17 protein-coding genes and 1 tRNA gene are annotated in these 16,244 nt (G+C 34.5%); 12 read left to right on the top strand and 6 right to left on the bottom strand.

Going from position 1 to position 16,244, the window contains the following annotated elements:
• The first annotated feature begins 10 nt into the window (after window positions 1-10).
• The 11 genes from YW9_RS0109330 (at window position 11) to YW9_RS0109380 (ending at window position 10,640) form a co-directional block, all read left to right on the top strand.
• Complete coding sequence (locus YW9_RS0109330) at window positions 11-1,552, top strand: SusD/RagB family nutrient-binding outer membrane lipoprotein (protein ID WP_018279904.1); 1,542 nt, start codon at window positions 11-13, stop codon at window positions 1,550-1,552.
• Between the two features lie 27 nt (window positions 1,553-1,579).
• On the top strand, window positions 1,580-2,632 hold the full coding sequence (locus YW9_RS13165; protein WP_018279905.1) for a glycoside hydrolase family 18: 1,053 nt from the start codon (window positions 1,580-1,582) through the stop codon (window positions 2,630-2,632).
• Window positions 2,633-2,649: 17 nt separating this feature from the next.
• Window positions 2,650-3,843: a DUF1735 and LamG domain-containing protein gene (locus tag YW9_RS0109340; RefSeq protein WP_018279906.1), complete on the top strand. Its 1,194-nt coding sequence runs from the start codon at window positions 2,650-2,652 to the stop codon at window positions 3,841-3,843.
• Between the two features lie 17 nt (window positions 3,844-3,860).
• On the top strand, window positions 3,861-5,261 hold the full coding sequence (locus tag YW9_RS0109345; RefSeq protein ID WP_018279907.1) for a BT_3987 domain-containing protein: 1,401 nt from the start codon (window positions 3,861-3,863) through the stop codon (window positions 5,259-5,261).
• A gap of 16 nt (window positions 5,262-5,277) precedes the next feature.
• Window positions 5,278-6,351: a hypothetical protein gene (locus tag YW9_RS0109350; protein ID WP_018279908.1), complete on the top strand. Its 1,074-nt coding sequence runs from the start codon at window positions 5,278-5,280 to the stop codon at window positions 6,349-6,351.
• 193 nt (window positions 6,352-6,544) lie between these two features.
• Window positions 6,545-7,093, top strand: a complete 549-nt coding sequence (locus YW9_RS0109355; RefSeq protein ID WP_018279909.1) for an RNA polymerase sigma factor — start codon at window positions 6,545-6,547, stop codon at window positions 7,091-7,093.
• Window positions 7,080-7,553 carry a hypothetical protein gene (locus YW9_RS0109360; protein ID WP_018279910.1) on the top strand — a complete coding sequence of 158 codons (474 nt, stop codon included), beginning with the start codon at window positions 7,080-7,082 and terminating at the stop codon, window positions 7,551-7,553. The genes YW9_RS0109355 and YW9_RS0109360 overlap by 14 nt, the downstream gene beginning before the upstream one ends.
• A gap of 85 nt (window positions 7,554-7,638) precedes the next feature.
• On the top strand, window positions 7,639-8,742 hold the full coding sequence (locus tag YW9_RS0109365; RefSeq protein WP_018279911.1) for a hypothetical protein: 1,104 nt from the start codon (window positions 7,639-7,641) through the stop codon (window positions 8,740-8,742).
• A 38-nt stretch (window positions 8,743-8,780) separates the two neighbouring features.
• A complete protein-coding gene (locus YW9_RS13490; RefSeq protein WP_155848766.1) occupies window positions 8,781-8,924 on the top strand; it encodes a hypothetical protein in 144 nt (47 codons plus the stop codon).
• A 156-nt stretch (window positions 8,925-9,080) separates the two neighbouring features.
• Window positions 9,081-9,803, top strand: a complete 723-nt coding sequence (locus YW9_RS0109375) for a head GIN domain-containing protein (RefSeq protein WP_026193943.1) — start codon at window positions 9,081-9,083, stop codon at window positions 9,801-9,803.
• 114 nt (window positions 9,804-9,917) lie between these two features.
• On the top strand, window positions 9,918-10,640 hold the full coding sequence (locus YW9_RS0109380; RefSeq protein WP_018279914.1) for a head GIN domain-containing protein: 723 nt from the start codon (window positions 9,918-9,920) through the stop codon (window positions 10,638-10,640).
• An 83-nt stretch (window positions 10,641-10,723) separates the two neighbouring features.
• On the opposite strand, the gene YW9_RS13495 is transcribed toward YW9_RS0109380, so the two are convergent.
• On the bottom strand, window positions 10,724-10,909 hold the full coding sequence (locus tag YW9_RS13495; protein WP_155848767.1) for a hypothetical protein: 186 nt from the start codon (window positions 10,907-10,909) through the stop codon (window positions 10,724-10,726).
• A gap of 105 nt (window positions 10,910-11,014) precedes the next feature.
• Between YW9_RS13495 and YW9_RS0109385 the strand changes: the two genes are divergently transcribed.
• The gene (locus tag YW9_RS0109385) at window positions 11,015-13,390 is read left to right on the top strand and encodes an outer membrane beta-barrel family protein (protein WP_018279915.1); all 2,376 of its coding nucleotides are present in this window, start codon (window positions 11,015-11,017) and stop codon (window positions 13,388-13,390) included.
• Window positions 13,391-13,465: 75 nt separating this feature from the next.
• Here the strand turns inward: YW9_RS0109385 and YW9_RS0109390 are convergent, their stop codons facing one another.
• From YW9_RS0109390 to YW9_RS0109410, 5 genes are all read right to left on the bottom strand, one after another.
• Complete coding sequence (locus tag YW9_RS0109390) at window positions 13,466-13,882, bottom strand: CBS domain-containing protein (RefSeq protein ID WP_018279916.1); 417 nt, start codon at window positions 13,880-13,882, stop codon at window positions 13,466-13,468.
• 190 nt (window positions 13,883-14,072) lie between these two features.
• Window positions 14,073-14,447 (bottom strand): hypothetical protein, encoded by a 375-nt coding sequence (locus YW9_RS0109395; RefSeq protein WP_018279917.1) that lies wholly within the window; start codon window positions 14,445-14,447, stop codon window positions 14,073-14,075.
• Window positions 14,448-14,506: 59 nt separating this feature from the next.
• Window positions 14,507-14,577: transfer RNA gene (locus tag YW9_RS0109400), tRNA-Cys, on the bottom strand.
• 41 nt (window positions 14,578-14,618) lie between these two features.
• Window positions 14,619-14,981 carry a dihydroneopterin aldolase gene (folB, locus tag YW9_RS0109405; RefSeq protein ID WP_026193944.1) on the bottom strand — a complete coding sequence of 121 codons (363 nt, stop codon included), beginning with the start codon at window positions 14,979-14,981 and terminating at the stop codon, window positions 14,619-14,621.
• A gap of 2 nt (window positions 14,982-14,983) precedes the next feature.
• Window positions 14,984-15,937: a PorP/SprF family type IX secretion system membrane protein gene (locus YW9_RS0109410; protein WP_026193945.1), complete on the bottom strand. Its 954-nt coding sequence runs from the start codon at window positions 15,935-15,937 to the stop codon at window positions 14,984-14,986.
• Window positions 15,938-16,244 lie beyond the last annotated feature (307 nt).

The raw sequence follows: 16,244 nt of genomic DNA on the forward strand, positions 1-16,244 counted from the left end.
TTCGAACAAAATGAAAAAGTCTATTATAATAGCATCAATTGCCCTTATTGTAGGAAGTTGTACAAAGGATTTTGAAAAAATGAATCAAGACCAGTACGGGATTACAGGAAAAGAGTTGGACAGAATCCCACAAGGAGGTAACCAGCTTATTGACCTACAAAAACTGATACTTCCTGAGCAAGAAAACTCATATCAAATGTGTTTTGACCTGTACGCAACGGGATATTCGGGATACGCAACCACCAAATTTACAGGAGATTACCAGACTTATAATCCAAGAGCAGGTTGGTTCAGTTATCCTTTTAATGACACATATCCTAAAATTTACAAAGCATATAATGAGTTGAAAAAGATTTCCAAAGGAGATTATGACAAGCCTTATTTCGCTTTAGGAAGTATTTATCGAGTAGCGATTACACATTGGTTAACAGACACCTACGGACCTTTACCCTACTCTCAAATGAAAGAAGGACAATCGCAAGTTCCTTATGATTCTCAAAAAGATTTATATTTAGGCTTTTGCGAAGAGCTGGTAAAATCTATTGAAGGTTTGAAAAAAGTAGATGTAGCCGACAGAGAATATGCTCCGTTTGATAACATTTACAAAGGAGATATGCAAAAATGGATTAAGTATGCCAATTCATTGCTTCTTCGTATTTCTATGAGAATGTCGAAAGCAGCTCCTGCCGAAGCACAAAAATATGCAGAAATGGCAGTTGCAGGAGGTGTCATCACAACCAATGCAGATAATGCTCAGTTGCAAACTTCTGACAATCCAGCTTTTAAAGTAAGTGCTTCTTGGGGAGATTCACGTGTTGGAGCTGATATTACTGAATATATGAATGCCTTTTCCGACCCACGTCGTGCAAAATATTTCACAGAGGTAGGAAACAGAAGTCAAAAATATTTCGGTTGCCGAAGCGGTGCTCCTAACATTGGTTATACAAAAGAGAACTATTCACTTCCAAATATCCAAAAAAACTCTCCAATTATGATTATTTCAGCAGCCGAAGTTGCCTTCTTAAGGGCTGAAGGAGCTTTAAAAAATTGGAATATGAGTGGCTCAGCAGAAGAGTTATACAAGCAAGGTGTTAAACTATCATTTGAGCAATGGGGAGCAGGTGACCCGACCACATATCTTACAAATAGAAATCAAAGGGGAGCCTTTACCGATGAAAAAGAAGCTGGATATAATGATGCTTCTTTCAGTTCTTCAATTACTGTCAACTGGAGTGATGCAACGAACGATGAACAAAAGTTAGCACGAATCATCACACAGAAATGGATTGCGATGTTCCCATACGGCTCACACGAAGGTTGGGCAGAATGGCGCAGAACAGGCTACCCTAACTTATTACCTGCCGTTGAAAATAAAAGTGGAGGTTCAGTAAAAACCATTTCTCAACAAAATGGAAAAGATACAGGCGGAATGCGAAGAATACCTTTCTCTACTAAAGAGTATGAAGGAAGTAACCTTAAGAATATCCAAGAGGCTGTAAATCTGTTAGGAGGAGCAGATAATGGAGGAACTGACCTTTGGTGGGCAAAATAATTTATTCACGTAAATAACATTTTAATGATGAAAAAAATAACAATCATTTTCGGACTATTAGCTGTAGCGTGTAGTAAGGTTGAGCCAATTGAAGTTATTGCACCTCAGCGAGATATCGACACCGAAACATTGAAAAAGTACAAATCCCAAGCCGAATTAGAAAAAAGAAATGTCGTAATGGGAATGATGTACAATTGGGGAAAAGAAAGTGGAGCTCTCTTAGCAAATACTCCTGATAGTTTGGATATTGTTGTAATAAAAAGTGGATATGACAACATAACCGATGTTTTGAAAAACGATATGCAATTTGTTCAGCAAAAAAAAGCGACTAAAGTTCTTTTGGGAATTGATTTTGAAGCAGCATATCAAGAGTATGAGAACGTAAAAGGAAAGGAAATTCATTCTGAAAAGTCAGATAAAGAAAAAGAATGGAAAGCTTCCAACGAACGATTAACTGCACAAGAAAAGAAAGAAATTTTAAGTAAAATTGAAAAGGAAGTTGCCGAAAGTGTTGCCAATCGTTATACAGAAAAATTGGGAAAACAAGCTGCAGAATTCCTTAAAATAGTTAAGTCAAACGAATTTGATGGAGTAAGTATTGAGTTTCCTCAAAATCTCAACGAAGTGTATTCTACTGAAAATTTTGACAAATTCTTAGCAGAAATAGCAGCAGAAACAGGCAAAGGTAAAAGTTTACTTTTGGTAGTAGAAAATCCTTACAAAGAAAGAGGTGTGACTACTGATGTTCAGCCAATTGATTCTGCTAATTGGATTGTTTATCGCCAAAAAGGAACACAATTATTGAAGAATTTTGACGAACAGACAGAAAAATGGGCAGCGTTCAGATACGTACCTTCTGTTGATTTCACTGAAGAAGATTTAGCCGAAGGATTTTCTGACACCAAAATATTCAGCCCTCAAGGAAGGCCTTCTCGTGTTTTCGATGTTATAAACTGGCAATCAAGTAACAAAGGAGGAGTAGCATATTATCATATCGAAAAAAATTACTATGACATTGTCGGGAATGTACCTTTCAAAACGTTAAGAAATGCTATCGGGAAAATACAATTACATAAATAAATTTAAAATTTAGAGAAATGAAATTTATAAAATCATCTATAATTGCTCTATGTTGTTTTTCTATAATTGCCTGTTCGGAAGATGAAAAACAAGGAGGAGAACTATTCGGACAACAAGCTACACTTTACAAAATAGATGGAAAAGAGCGAAAACAAGCCGATTTCTCTCAAAAAACAACAATTTCTGTAGCAACTGACGATATCGGAACTGAAAAAGAACAGCAATTTCTGGTAAGTTTAGCTAAAGAAAACGAAAAAGACATCGCTGTTTATATGAATGTGAATCAAAAAGAAGTTGAAAAATACAATAGAGTATATAAAACCTCATATTTGTCTTTGCCTGAGAAAAACTTGAAAGTTACCCCTATGGTTAATATCAAAGCAGGTAGTGTAACTTCTGATATAGGGAATGTAAAAATCAACATTTCGTCTGATTTGAAAGAAAATACGCCTTATATGTTTGCGATTTCAATGGGTTCAGTAGGTGGAGATAATGTGGAAATAAACAAAATTTCAAACACACTTCTTTACACTATTGAAATTGTTAAAGGACAAATAAACAGAACCGTAAAAATAACTCGTAATGAGTATTTTGAGCTAGAAAGAACTAAAAGTATAGATAATACTTTCACCTTGGAAGGCTTGATTTTTATAGAAAAACTAAGAAGCACTGATGATATGGGAGAAGCTGGTATTAGTACTTTTATGGGAGTTGAGGGACAAACCTTGTTGCGATTTGGAGATAGTGGTGTAGCTCCAGATGAATTACAAGCCAATACTCAAAGAGTAGATTTTAAATTCAAAACAAAAAAATGGTATCATATCGCATTGGTAGTTGAGGGAAGAAAATCAATCGTTTACATAAACGGAGAAAAAGTTACAGAATTTGCCAAAGGAGGAAGTCTTGTAGGAGGTAATCCTTTTTACATAGGGCGTAGCTATAGTGACGGAAGAGGTATTGAAGCTAGATTTTCGGAACTTAGAATTTGGAAAACCGCTCGTTCAGGTCAACAAATTAAAGAAGGTATCTATGAAGTTGACAAAAATAATACCGATTTGTATGCATACTGGAAAATGAATGAAGTTGTCAATAACAAAATTATGGATGCTTCCGTAAATGGTATTAACTTAATTATGAAAGGACAGGCAGAGAAAAGAGGAACTCAGAAAATAGAAATTTTCGAAGAGCAAGAGCCTGTTAAAATCGACTAATCTTAAATTTATTTAAAATGAAAAAAATATTTTTAATGCTACTATCTTTCACTTTACTAAGTGCCTGTCAGGATGATCTTGATCCAAAGTTTGAGCTTCCCAAACCAGAAAATTCTTCTGCCATATTTGCAGAAGGAAAACTTACAAATAAAGAAAATCCTAAAGACAAAACTTCTACTTTTGTAAAGAATGGAGAATACCACTTTGTTGCCGATTTAGGATATTCTGCAAGGGAAGAAGGCGAAACTATCCTGAAAAAATCCGAATTTGAGAAAATTGTTAGTCAATACAATAGTTTTAAAGGTGTTAGCGATTATCTTTTGTTACCAGAAGACCATTACGAGTTTACAAAAGGTATCTTTAAAAAAGGAGATACATCAAGTGAGGTTGTTTTAAAAGTGAAAAATTATGAAACATTGCCTCAAGGAGATTACTTCTTGCCTTTAACCATTGAAATAGACAGCAAAACCTTGATGCATCCTGTGTTTGTACGCAAAGATGCTGAGTATGTAGCTCTTTCAGAAACTAGTAAAAAACCAATGCCTGAAAATAACCATAATTGTAACAATCGTACTGAGCCTATAAAAATGGTTGCTTATGTGGAAACCAATGATTGGGACATCAGAAATATGGGACAATTTATTTTGAAAGATAGCAAAAAACCCGTTTTTGATATGGTTATCCTCTTTGCTGCTAATATGAATTACGATGCAAAAACTGGAAAACGCTACTTGTATTTTAATGATAAATTACAACCCATCGTTAACGACCCAGAGAAATATATCAAACCTTTGAGAGATAGAGGTATAAAAGTTTTGGTAGATATTTTACCAAATCACCAAGGAGTTGGATATTACAATTTTCAAAATTACGAAGAGGCTTTGGATTTTGCGCGTGATTGCAAAAGATATGCAGATATGTTAGGCATTGATGGTTGGGATATTGATGAAGAGTACGCAGGATATGGTAAACTACCAGAGAAACCAAGAAAAGGAAATAAGTCTGTTCTTTGGTTTATGAGAGCTATGAAAGAAGTAATGCCAGATAAATTGTTAACTCTATACGATTATGGACACAACCTAGCATCTGATGAATTTGACGAAAAAGGAAAAAGAGCTGCTGATTATTTGGACTATAGCTGGGCAAACTACAACGAAAACCATGGTTCTTTCATCGGAGTTCCAGATGAGAGATATGGAAAACTATCAGTTGAAGCCAACTGGGGATTAAGTTCAACAGGAGCTTATGCTCAAAGAAACTTAACAGACTGTTTCGGATTATTTATGATATTCAACATCAAAGGAAATGATATTCGTAGTAAATATGCAGAAAGAAGCCTTAGTGAAGCAACCAAACTATTTTATGGCGAGGAGTGCATTTTTGAAGGGAAATATCATAACGGACCTAAAGACAGATAATTAAAAATTTAAAAAAATGAGAAATATTATATATTTATTGAGTGTTTTATTCATCATTGGTTGTCAAAAAGATGACAATAATAACTCCGAACAACCAGAAGCTCCCAAAAAGGACTTAAAACCTACAGAAATAGTTATCAAACAAGGAGATAACATAATTTCTGATGCTATTCAAAATGGCGTTATAACTTTGGAGAAAAACAAAAGCTACAAAGTAAATGTTTCATTTGCAGAAGAAGTTGAGTTACAGGAAGGAGAATTCCTAAAAATGAAAACTAAAAACAATCGCGACTTCTATGCCGATTTTTATGGTAAAAATGCGAATGATATTTTAGAAAAATTGGTTTTCAAAAAGGAAGGTTATAATGACTTTAATTTGCAGATTGTTCAAAATGGAGTGATTCCAAACTTTTATATTCAAGTTAAAAGTTCGGTAGACACCAATGGGGATTTCGTTACAGAAAATGCTGACAAAAAAACTATAAAGATTTTAAGTACTAAAAAACGATATAATGAAGTTTCTGTTGATATAGAGTTTTTTGCTCCAATAATTATCGAAGATGTTATTGAAAATCAGGAAAAAGTAGTTTCAGTTGAAAAAAGAGGTGATGGCTCCATATGCAGAGTAACAATAAAAAAAGAAAAGTTAACTGATGGAAAATCTGTTGAACTGCCAATCTACGCTATTGAAAAAGGGCAAAAAGGGGAACGTATCGGGGAGGTTATCTTAATAGGAGAAGATACTCCATATTGTTTAGAAGCTGGTTCTTGGTTTGCGACTCCCGAACTGAATGTAGTTTCTTTTTATAGTTACAAAGATTTAGAATTAGAGCTTGATTTTTACTTTTTCAATGAAGAAAGAAGACAAGTATTTATTGAAAATGTAAACAAAGATTTCGTTCAAGAATATTCCACATACGATGATGACCCAGGATATGTTTCAATAACCTTGAAAGAAGCAATAAGAAAGGAACATAAGAAAAAAGTTCATTTTTTCGACGTTTATGAAGGTGTTGTTGTAGGTGATGAAATTCAAAAGAAAGAAAATGCAAAAAAAACAGAAGTTTTTCTTGATATACTCGGGTATTAACAAGAGTTTTATACAAACTTTTTAGTACAAAGCAAAACTTAATCAAACTATTTGCATAACAAATTATAAAATTCCATATAAGAATTGATCTTATATGGAATTTTTCTTTTTTCCAGAAAAAAAATTCAAAAAAAATCCTCTAATTTTGTAACAATCGTGTTTTGTTTGCATCTTTAAAACAAAAAGAAAGATTTTGACCAACCCAACTCAAATACTCATCGAAGTTTGTCGCCAAAACGACCCCAAAGCACAATTGGGGCTGTATAGGCAGTACGCCAAAGCGATGTACAACACCGCCTTTCGTATGTTCCAACAGCAAGACAAAGCCGAAGATGCCGTACAGGAAGCCTTCATAAAGGTTTTTCAAAAGCTGGACGAATTTCGAGGAGAAAATAACTTTGGGAGTTGGCTTAAACGCATCGTAATCAATGAGGCACTGATGATGATTCGGCAAGAAAAACAAATTCGCTATTTGGAAGAAACCTTCATCGACCCAATTGATGACAATGAGCAAGAAAAATGGAGCTTCCAAGAGGAAGAAGTAAAGATTTTACTTTATGCACTAAGTCTGCTCCCCGAAAAATTACGCGTTATCCTGAATCTTTCACTCATCGAAGGATTTGATAATGAAGAAATCTGTGAAATTTTACATATATCCGATGGAAATTGCCGAACAACGCTTTCCAGAGCCAAAAAATCGTTACGTGAAACCATAGAAAAGCTAAAAAATGAAAGAAAATAAATTTGACATATACGAACTCCCTAGCGGACACGAAGCCCGTTTCCTCCAAAAAATGGCAAAACGGCAATCAGAAACCGAAAAACATCTCAAAATCAAACGACCAACACTCAAAAAAGTGCTATATTGGAGCATTTCCATAGCTGCATCGGTTGTGGCAATACTTTTCTGGACTTCACAAAAGCCTCTAACGCTTCAAAATGTATCAGAAACGGCATACCAATCCGAGCAATACTATCTACCTATCATTCAGGAGAATATAAACATCATCAAAAATCATACAGAAAATAAAAAAATTACCGAAGATGCCCTCAAACAGCTCGAAAAAATGAATGCTGATTATCTTGTTATCCGAAATAAAATCATTAAAGAAGGACATAACAAACAATTACTCAATGCAATGGTTATCAATTTTGATACACAAATCAAATTTTCAGATAATGTGATAGCAATGATTCTCTAACAGATTTAAAAACAAGAAAAACATCACATAATCAAACAATAACATTTCAAGAAAACACAAAAACAATACATAAATTTCAAAAAATATGAAAAAGATATTATCAATCATCAGTATTTTGTGGTTCGGAATTATCTCGGCAAGAGAAAACTCCCTACCTGATAGCAAAAATGACCTCTTCATAAGGTACAAACACACCGAAACAAAGACAATCCGCAAGGAATTTAAGGTCAGCGAGAAGGCTTCACTTTTTGTAGCCAACAAATACGGAACAATCACACTTGTAAGCAGCGAAAACAACAAAAATACTATCAATTTTGAAGTAGAAATTAAGGTAAGTAGCAATAATCCGAGCGATGCTCAAGAACGGATAAAGCAAATCTATGTGGATTTTTCAAATTCAAGCAGCAATTCTGTCTCAGCAAAAACTATAATTAATGAAAGTTCATCGTTTTTTAAAAGTTTCGGACGTAAAAAATCCATCAGTTTTCAGATAAATTATAAAGTTTCGCTCCCAGAAAGCGTAAAAATAGCACTGGAAAACGAATACGGAAACGTTTTTCTTAATAAAACGCTCAGTCCTTTGAAAATTGATGTCGATTATGGTTCAATCAACTTAGGGGAAATCCTTTCCGATGCCTATATTAATCTCGGGTATTGCCAAAATTCCAACATCGAACAGATAAATAAACTCGATTTAAACGCAGATTATTCGGGCATAACGATAAATGCCGCAAACTATATCAGGGCAAAGTGTGATTATAGCGGTTTAAAAATCGGCAAAGTGAAAGAACTTATCGCTGAAGTAGATTATAACTCAATCCGCGTTGAAGATGTGGAAAAAGGAGAAATTACTGCTGATTATTGTAGCGTTTCGGTTGGGAAAGTCTCTAAAAATATCACAATCCATTGCGATTATGGTGCTGTTAAGATAGAAAAAATCCTCCCTCAAACCAATTTTGTCAAAATTGATGCGGAATATGCAGCCGTTTTGGTGGGTTATCATCCAAATTGGGAGTTTCAATACACGTTTTTGAATTCTTATGGGAAAATCTCAATGCCGGAGAACCTCCCCTACACCAAAAAGAACATTCAAATACTGGAAAGTTCAATTAGCGGACAGAAAGGTAACGGGAAAAATACATTTAACATCTCAAATGAATATGCAGGAACAAAAATCTATGAAAATTAATATTCTATTTTTATGAAATTATATGCAATCTAACAGAAATGGAACGCCATCTGATAGAAACGAAGCACCATCCGATAGAAATGAAACACCATCTGATAGAAATAGAATGCCATCCGATAGAAATGAAACACCATCTAATAGAAATGGAGCATTATCCGATAGAAATGACGCACCATCTGTAAAAAATAAAGCTTAAAATAAAAAATAATCCATAAAAATAAGCACAAAACCCCATAAAAACTATAAATTATCTCATTTTTTCAACTAAAAAACACTTCATTCGCTTCAAAATAGCAGAAAAACCATTTAAAATAATTAACCATTTAAATTAAAATAATATGAAACGATTTGCAACTATTCTATTTTTGGCTGTATTTTCAGTAAGTTGTATGCGATGGCTTACAAAAGAAACCATTAGTGATAATGGAAACGTTGTAATACAAGAACGCACTCTTGGAAACTACACCAAAGTAAAAAATGTTGGTAATTTAGAAGTTATTTTGAGCAAGGGCGATGTAGGGAAAATACGTATCGAGGCTTCGGACAACCTGCTCCCCTTAATTTTTACAACCATCGAAGGAGATAATCTAATCATCGAATTAGATGATAGTTACAACTATAATATTAATCATAAAGCTGTTGTGTATGTTCCTGTAAATAGTTCTCTAAGTGAGATAACTTTAACCGGATTTAGTAATATTTCACTTCAAGATAGGCTTAAAGTAAACAATTTACAATGCAATTTATTAGGAACAGGCAATATTGCAGTTAATATTGATGCCAATGAATTAGAATTATCAATCATCGGAAGCGGAGATATAAAAGCAGAAGGAAATAGCCCAACACTTAATGCTTCCATTACAGGCTCAGGAAATATTAATGCTCAAGACATTAAATCAGAACGTGCAAAAGCTAAAATATCAGGTTCAGGGAATATAATGGTATATACTTCAGAAGAAATTGAGGCAAAAATTACAGGAGCAGGAAATATTTTCATTGAAGGAAATCCTAAAAAGCAAGATACATCTGTTCTTGGAGTTGGAAATATTGATTTCAAGTAAGAAATCTATCAAAAATACAACCAAATTGAGTTATTTTTAATTCAATTAGGAAGTAATCTACCAAAAATCATCAAATATCAAGTACAAAAATAACACCATTTAAATTAAAATAATATGAAACGATTTGCAACTATTCTATTTTTAGCGGTATTTTCAGTAAGTTACGGACAATGGTTTGGTAAAAAGACCATAAAAGATAACGGAAATATCATTATGAAAGAACGTCAGGTAGGCAATTACAATTCTGTAAGAGTAAAAGGCTCTTTGGATGTAATTTTACTCAAAGGCGAGGTAGGAAACGTACGTATCGAGGCTTCGGACAATATAGAACCTTATATTTTGACTTCCGTCGAGAATAAGGAAATCATCATCAAACTAAAAGAAGGCTTCAACTATAATTTGAGACACAAATTACTAATATATGTTCCTATAAACGAGCGGTTGGAACAGATAATTTTATCCGGTTCAGGCGATATTTCAATGAGAGAACAGATAAATGTAGGCAATTTAAAATGCTTTCTGTCGGGTTCGGGAGATATTAACATTAATGTAAATGCCTCTCATCTGAATTTATCATTATTAGGTTCAGGCGATTTGATTGCTAAAGGAAATTGCCCAGAAATTGAAATTTCTTTAGTAGGTTCGGGTGATATTTCCACTGAAAGCATTAAAGCTAAGCACGTTAAGGTTAGTGTTTCAGGCTCAGGCGATGTAGGTGTATATGCTTCCAAATCAATCAAGGCAAAAGTGTCAGGTTCGGGCGATGTTTCAGTAAAAGGCAAACCTGAATTGGAAGATACGCACGTTAGTGGTAGTGGAGAAATTTATTTTGAGTAGTAATTAAAGCACTATCAGACTAAAAACATCGAAGTTTTTTTGAAATCTTCGATGTTTTCTTAAAAAAGTAACTCTGTTTACTCTCATATTTTATAGTTAATCCATTTTAAATTGCCATCATCTTCAAGAGTGAGTTTACGACCTTGGAGACGAAGCGTTAAGAAAATCAATGAATGAAGCGTGAAAAATATCCGCTGTTCGAAGTGACCAAAGGGAGCAAGTTCGGATATTTTTAGCGAGAATGAATTGATTTTTAGTGAAGTATCCAAAGTCTTGAATTTTTGGTTCTTTTGTTTCAAGACAAAAGAACAGAAATAAAAGACAATTTATGTAAAGTTAACTATATCCAACAACTTAAATCAGAATAATCGCTTATGAAAAAATTCCTTCTCATTTTATATTTTTTAAGTGCTTTCTCTTACGGACAAGATTTTTCACTTTCGGGCAAGGTAGTTGATGCTCAAACGAAGGAAGAAATGCCCTTTACTGAGGTAGCTCTACAAGGAATATCCAACAAATCCGTAGAAATTGGCGTAGTTTCGGACGAAAAAGGACATTTCAGAATTAAAAACTTGCAAAAAGGAAAGTATTCAATCACATTTCACTTTGTTGGATACGAAAAATTCACAAAAGAAATCAATATCGAACAACATAAAACCGATTTAGGCGTAATTTCGTTAAAAATAGCTTCTGAAAATCTGAGTGAAGTAGTCGTAGAGGGTAAACGTGCAGCACTTTCTTACGGCGTTGACCGAAAAACCATCAACGCAGCTGCCTTTCCAGAGGCTTCCAACGCTATTGATTTGCTAACCAACGTGCCTTCAATCCAAATGAGCGTCGAAGGCAAGATAAGTTATCGCGAAGGAGGCTCATTTAAGGTGTATATCAACGGTATAGCGGTAAAAAATGGCGAGGAACGCTTACGTACGCTTGAGGCTTCACAAATTGAAAAGATAGAAATCATTACCAATCCGTCCGCTAGATACAGTTCGGAAGGAACGGCAGGAATTATCCGTGTGTTGCTCAAAAAGAATCGCTTGGAAGGATATGCTATCAATGCTTCTGTGTTGGCTAACACCCTCGGTACAAACCAAATCAGTTTTTCGACGGATAAAAAGGGAAAACGAGGCGGTTGGCACATTTCCGCATATTTGGGGCATTCAACCAACGCAAAAACGGATATGGAGACATTCAACCAATTACAATCCGACACGAAATTCTTTGAAATACACGAAATACGCCATTCTAAAAAACGAAACAGAAGTAATTTCTTTGAGTTTGGGTTCAATTATGATGTAACCGACAATGATTTTATTGATTTTTCGGTAAATCTGAAACCTTTACGCGACCGCGAGAAAGAAATCTCCTACATACGAACTACGGAAAGCATATTCAACCTAAATCGAAACCTAATCGCTTCGGAAAAATCAACCAGCGACAACACTTATGCTTTTGATTATCAGATGGTGGGTGTGAATTTGGAATATAATCACTTTTTCAATAAGGATAAATCGCACTCGCTGAAACTAACTTCGGGATACGATGTCTTCATAGGAAGTTCTGATTCTGAATATCGAAACGTGTGGATGCGTCCGTCAGAAACCATCGTTTTTGGAAGCGTGGAATCGGAGAAAAATGAAATCTTTACTTCTACAGAATTGGCTTATGAGCTTCCTCTGACCGAAAAAAGCAATTTGGAAGCAGGAATCGCCATAGAAACTGACTTCATTCCTGAAATTACCACAGAAAGCGGTATTTTTCACGGCGATAAAATAGGTATTCCTTCCTCCGATTTTCCAAGTAATCAGAAAATCAAATACGAACAAAACGAGTACGCTGCCTACGCTACATTCAAAAGCAGTTGGAAGAAATTCGAATACAAATTGGGACTTCGGGTAGAGCATACACGACGTGATGTTTCCTACTCATACACCACCAGCTCAGCAGTTCAGACTACCGATGTGTACAAAAAAAACTTTACCGATTGGTTTCCGTCCGTGCATTTGTTGTATAGTTTCTCGGACGATACGCAATTAGCCGCCAATTACAGCCGTCGCATCCATCGCCCTGAATATTGGGCAATTACGCCCGTCTTTAAAATGGAAGACAGGTATACTTACACCAACGGGAACAGCCGTTTGCAATTCAGTTACACCGATGCTTATGAGGTGAATTTCAAAAAATCGTGGGGTAAGGATTTTCTTTCAGCGGAAGTTTTTGCACGTAATCAGCACGATTTCTTTGGAGATTATCGCCGTCCGTTTCGTGATAATATTTTGCTTATTACTCAGGAAAATCTGGGCGATTCGTGGTCGGTAGGTTCGGAGTTGATGACAGGGGTTGATGTTTTCCCTTGGTGGAATGTAAATGCTTCAGTGAGTGGTTTTTATTTCGAACAAAAAACAAACGTAGATGGTGTAAAAAATGATTTTTCACAATGGCGTTTTCACGGGAAGATGAACAACACGTTTAAATTTCCAAAGAATTTTTCTGCCCGATTGAATTGTGCGTTTCAGTCTCCCATAGCAAACCTACAATTTGAAAGCAATGCAATTTTCTTGGCTTCGGCTTCACTTACCAAAAGCTTTAAAGATAATCGTTGGCAACTGACACTTTCGGGCTGGAATGTATTCGACTCGTATCGACAAACCCAACAAAGAAACAGTGAAAAATTTGCTCTCAAAGCTCAAACCAGATACCAACCATATGTGTCTTTTTCAGTGAAATATCAGTTCAATAATCAGAAGTAGTTGATAAAAGTTACGTCATATTAACAAAAAAGCTGAGAATTATCTCAGCTTTTTTAATTTTATAAATCATATTTTCTAATATTGCTCCAACAGATACTTAATCAAATCCGTTGTTGTTACAATTCCTACCAATTTATCATTCTCTAATACAGGAATAGAATGAAAACTTTGTTTCGATAATATTTCTGCCACTTCTTTAATTGTCGCGTCAGAATTCACCGTTAGAGGTGCTTTTGCCATTATTTGAGGAATTGTATACATATCATAAACCACTGAAGTTACTTCTTCCTCATTATCGGTCATATCTGCAAAACTAATACGCAATAAATCGGAATAACTAACAATGCCAATAATTCTGTCACTCTCTACCACGGGAATATGACGAATTTTATGTTTCTTAAAAAGTCGCTCTGCTTCATACAAAGACTGAGTTGGAGCTAATGTTATCAGCTTCCTCGACATAATCTGAGATATAGGAACACGCTGTTTCATAGTATGTTGTTTTTAGTCATTAATATTCAAGATGAATCTACGATACAAAATTATCTATGAAATATTTAAAAAAGTATGAGGAAAGTCATTGGTTTTCAGATTTATTTTTTGTACCTTTACCAGTTTTTTATTAAAAAATAAAAAAACCTGAACAATAAGTTCAGGTTCTAAATTTTAAAAAAATACATCTTTAGAAAACAGCTGCTAAATCCTTTTTGTACTTAGCAAGTAACGCCCTTGTTAATCCAAGGTTTGCTTTTGTAGAATCCACTGCCAAATAAATGAAATAGGTTCCATTAGCAGAGATGTCTATGATATGAATTTGATTTGCTAAAGTAATCAAAATATCCTGAATTTTGTCTTTCAACCCCAAAACTTGAAGTGCACTTTGCTCTGACTTAACAACTTCCAGATGGTAAGCAGAAGCCAAGCTAGGGTCAAAGTTAGGGTCTACTGTCTCAGAACCATAAGAGACTCCAGACCTTACCTCTGTAACAGATACTGCTATAAATCCAGGAACATTATTCTTCATATCCTGAATAAACTTATCCAATACGTTTGTCATTTTATTATTCTTTTAGTGTTGTTTCTATACTAATTTACTAAAACTTTAGTAGTTTTTAGAGGCATCGAGCGGATTCGAACCGCTGTACAAGGTTTTGCAGACCTCTGCCTAGCCACTCGGCCACGATGCCCTTTTTTTAACTAGGTCGCAAATGTACAATCTTTTCTAATATCAACAAAATCTTTTTCGTTTTATTTTTATACTTACGCCCTCTACATCTCCTCCTATCGGAGGATTTAATTTAGAAATCTTAATTATAACTTTCTTTGCATCAGTCAACTCCTTGAATATTCTATCTGATATTCTCCCTGCAACGTGCTCCAAAAGCTTTGAACGAATTGCCATTTCTTCCTTAACTATTCTGTTCAAATGAACGTAATTTATTGTGTCTGCCAATTCATCTGAGGCTATTGATTTTTCAAGATTTAACTTAACTTTCAAATCAACCCGATAATCACTTCCTATCAGTTCTTCCTCTGTTAAACATCCGTGATTTGTATGAATCCGTATGTTTTTTAAAATGATTTGTCCCATCTTTATTGGTGAGTACATCTACAGTTACTTACTCCTTGGAATAGGTCAAGTCCCAAAGTGATAATGTGCGTTCCTGAATTATACTTTATTATATTATTCAACATCAATTGGTACGAATATGCGAAATAAAAATGTCCTCTTTTTATTCCCGCCATAGGACCTGCGTTCAGAGGCATAAATATTTTATCATTTAAAAATCGATAATTAACCCCTACCCAGTAGTAATCCTCCAAATCCTTCCATCGGAATTTGAGGTTAAGGTCAGTAGAAGAACGTCTATCGCTTTCATAGAACTGAGCAAAAATTGATGGTTCTACTTCAAAACTGCTATTACGGTCTCTTCGGAACTTATACCCTGTGTATAATGTGTAGTTACGTAATGCTTTAGGCTCGTTTGTTGCAAAAATATCAATATCTTTGTTCAAAATATTTAATGCATTCAAACTCAAAAACCAACCTTTGTAACGATATAGAAAACCAACATCAAAGTTGTGATTTATCTGAGAGCGATTGTTTGTAACAGAAGGATCTGCTCCCGCTGATTGGTCAAACTTATCAATATCGATACGGAAAGAATTCAGAGCATACGAAATACCAAAAGACACGAAATGATTTTCATAGCGGTCTAACGTGAGGTGGTGAGCAAAACTTGCCTTTCCTCCCATTTGTTTTGTATTTCCGTTTTTATCATTGTAGAGAATCAAACCAGCACCACTTCGCTCCCCTATCCTGATATCTCCCGAAAGCGATTGGTAATCAGGAGCATCTTTAATCCCTACCCATTGGGAAACTCCACTAAATCTCAATTTAACAAAGTCACCAATCCCCGCATAAGTAGAAGTGATTAAAAATTCACTATCTGCTAAATACTGATTCATTTGAGGCAAATGCAATTCCTGAGCACAGAACTTCCCTCCAAAAACAAAAACTGTAAGGATTAATAATATTTTCTTCATTTTCATTAAGTTATATGTAAAATATAATTCTTATTTTATACACATTTATGCGATTTAACACACAAATTTTCGACAAATATCTTTACTTTTTTTCTCTTTTCCTATTTTTTTTTTATTTTATACACACATTTAACATATTCGAGTTTTTTTAACATTTTTGAAAGATTTTATATTGAACAATTCTATAACGAAGAATAGCAATTTTATTTTTGTTCATCTTTGCTTCTGTAATCTTTTAGTTTCTTGCGTAAATAATCCACCATAAACATCTGAAAAGAAATTGATTAAAATAAAAATAAAATATTTT

This window comes from Capnocytophaga cynodegmi DSM 19736, assembly GCF_000379185.1.
Classification (GTDB): domain Bacteria; phylum Bacteroidota; class Bacteroidia; order Flavobacteriales; family Flavobacteriaceae; genus Capnocytophaga; species Capnocytophaga cynodegmi.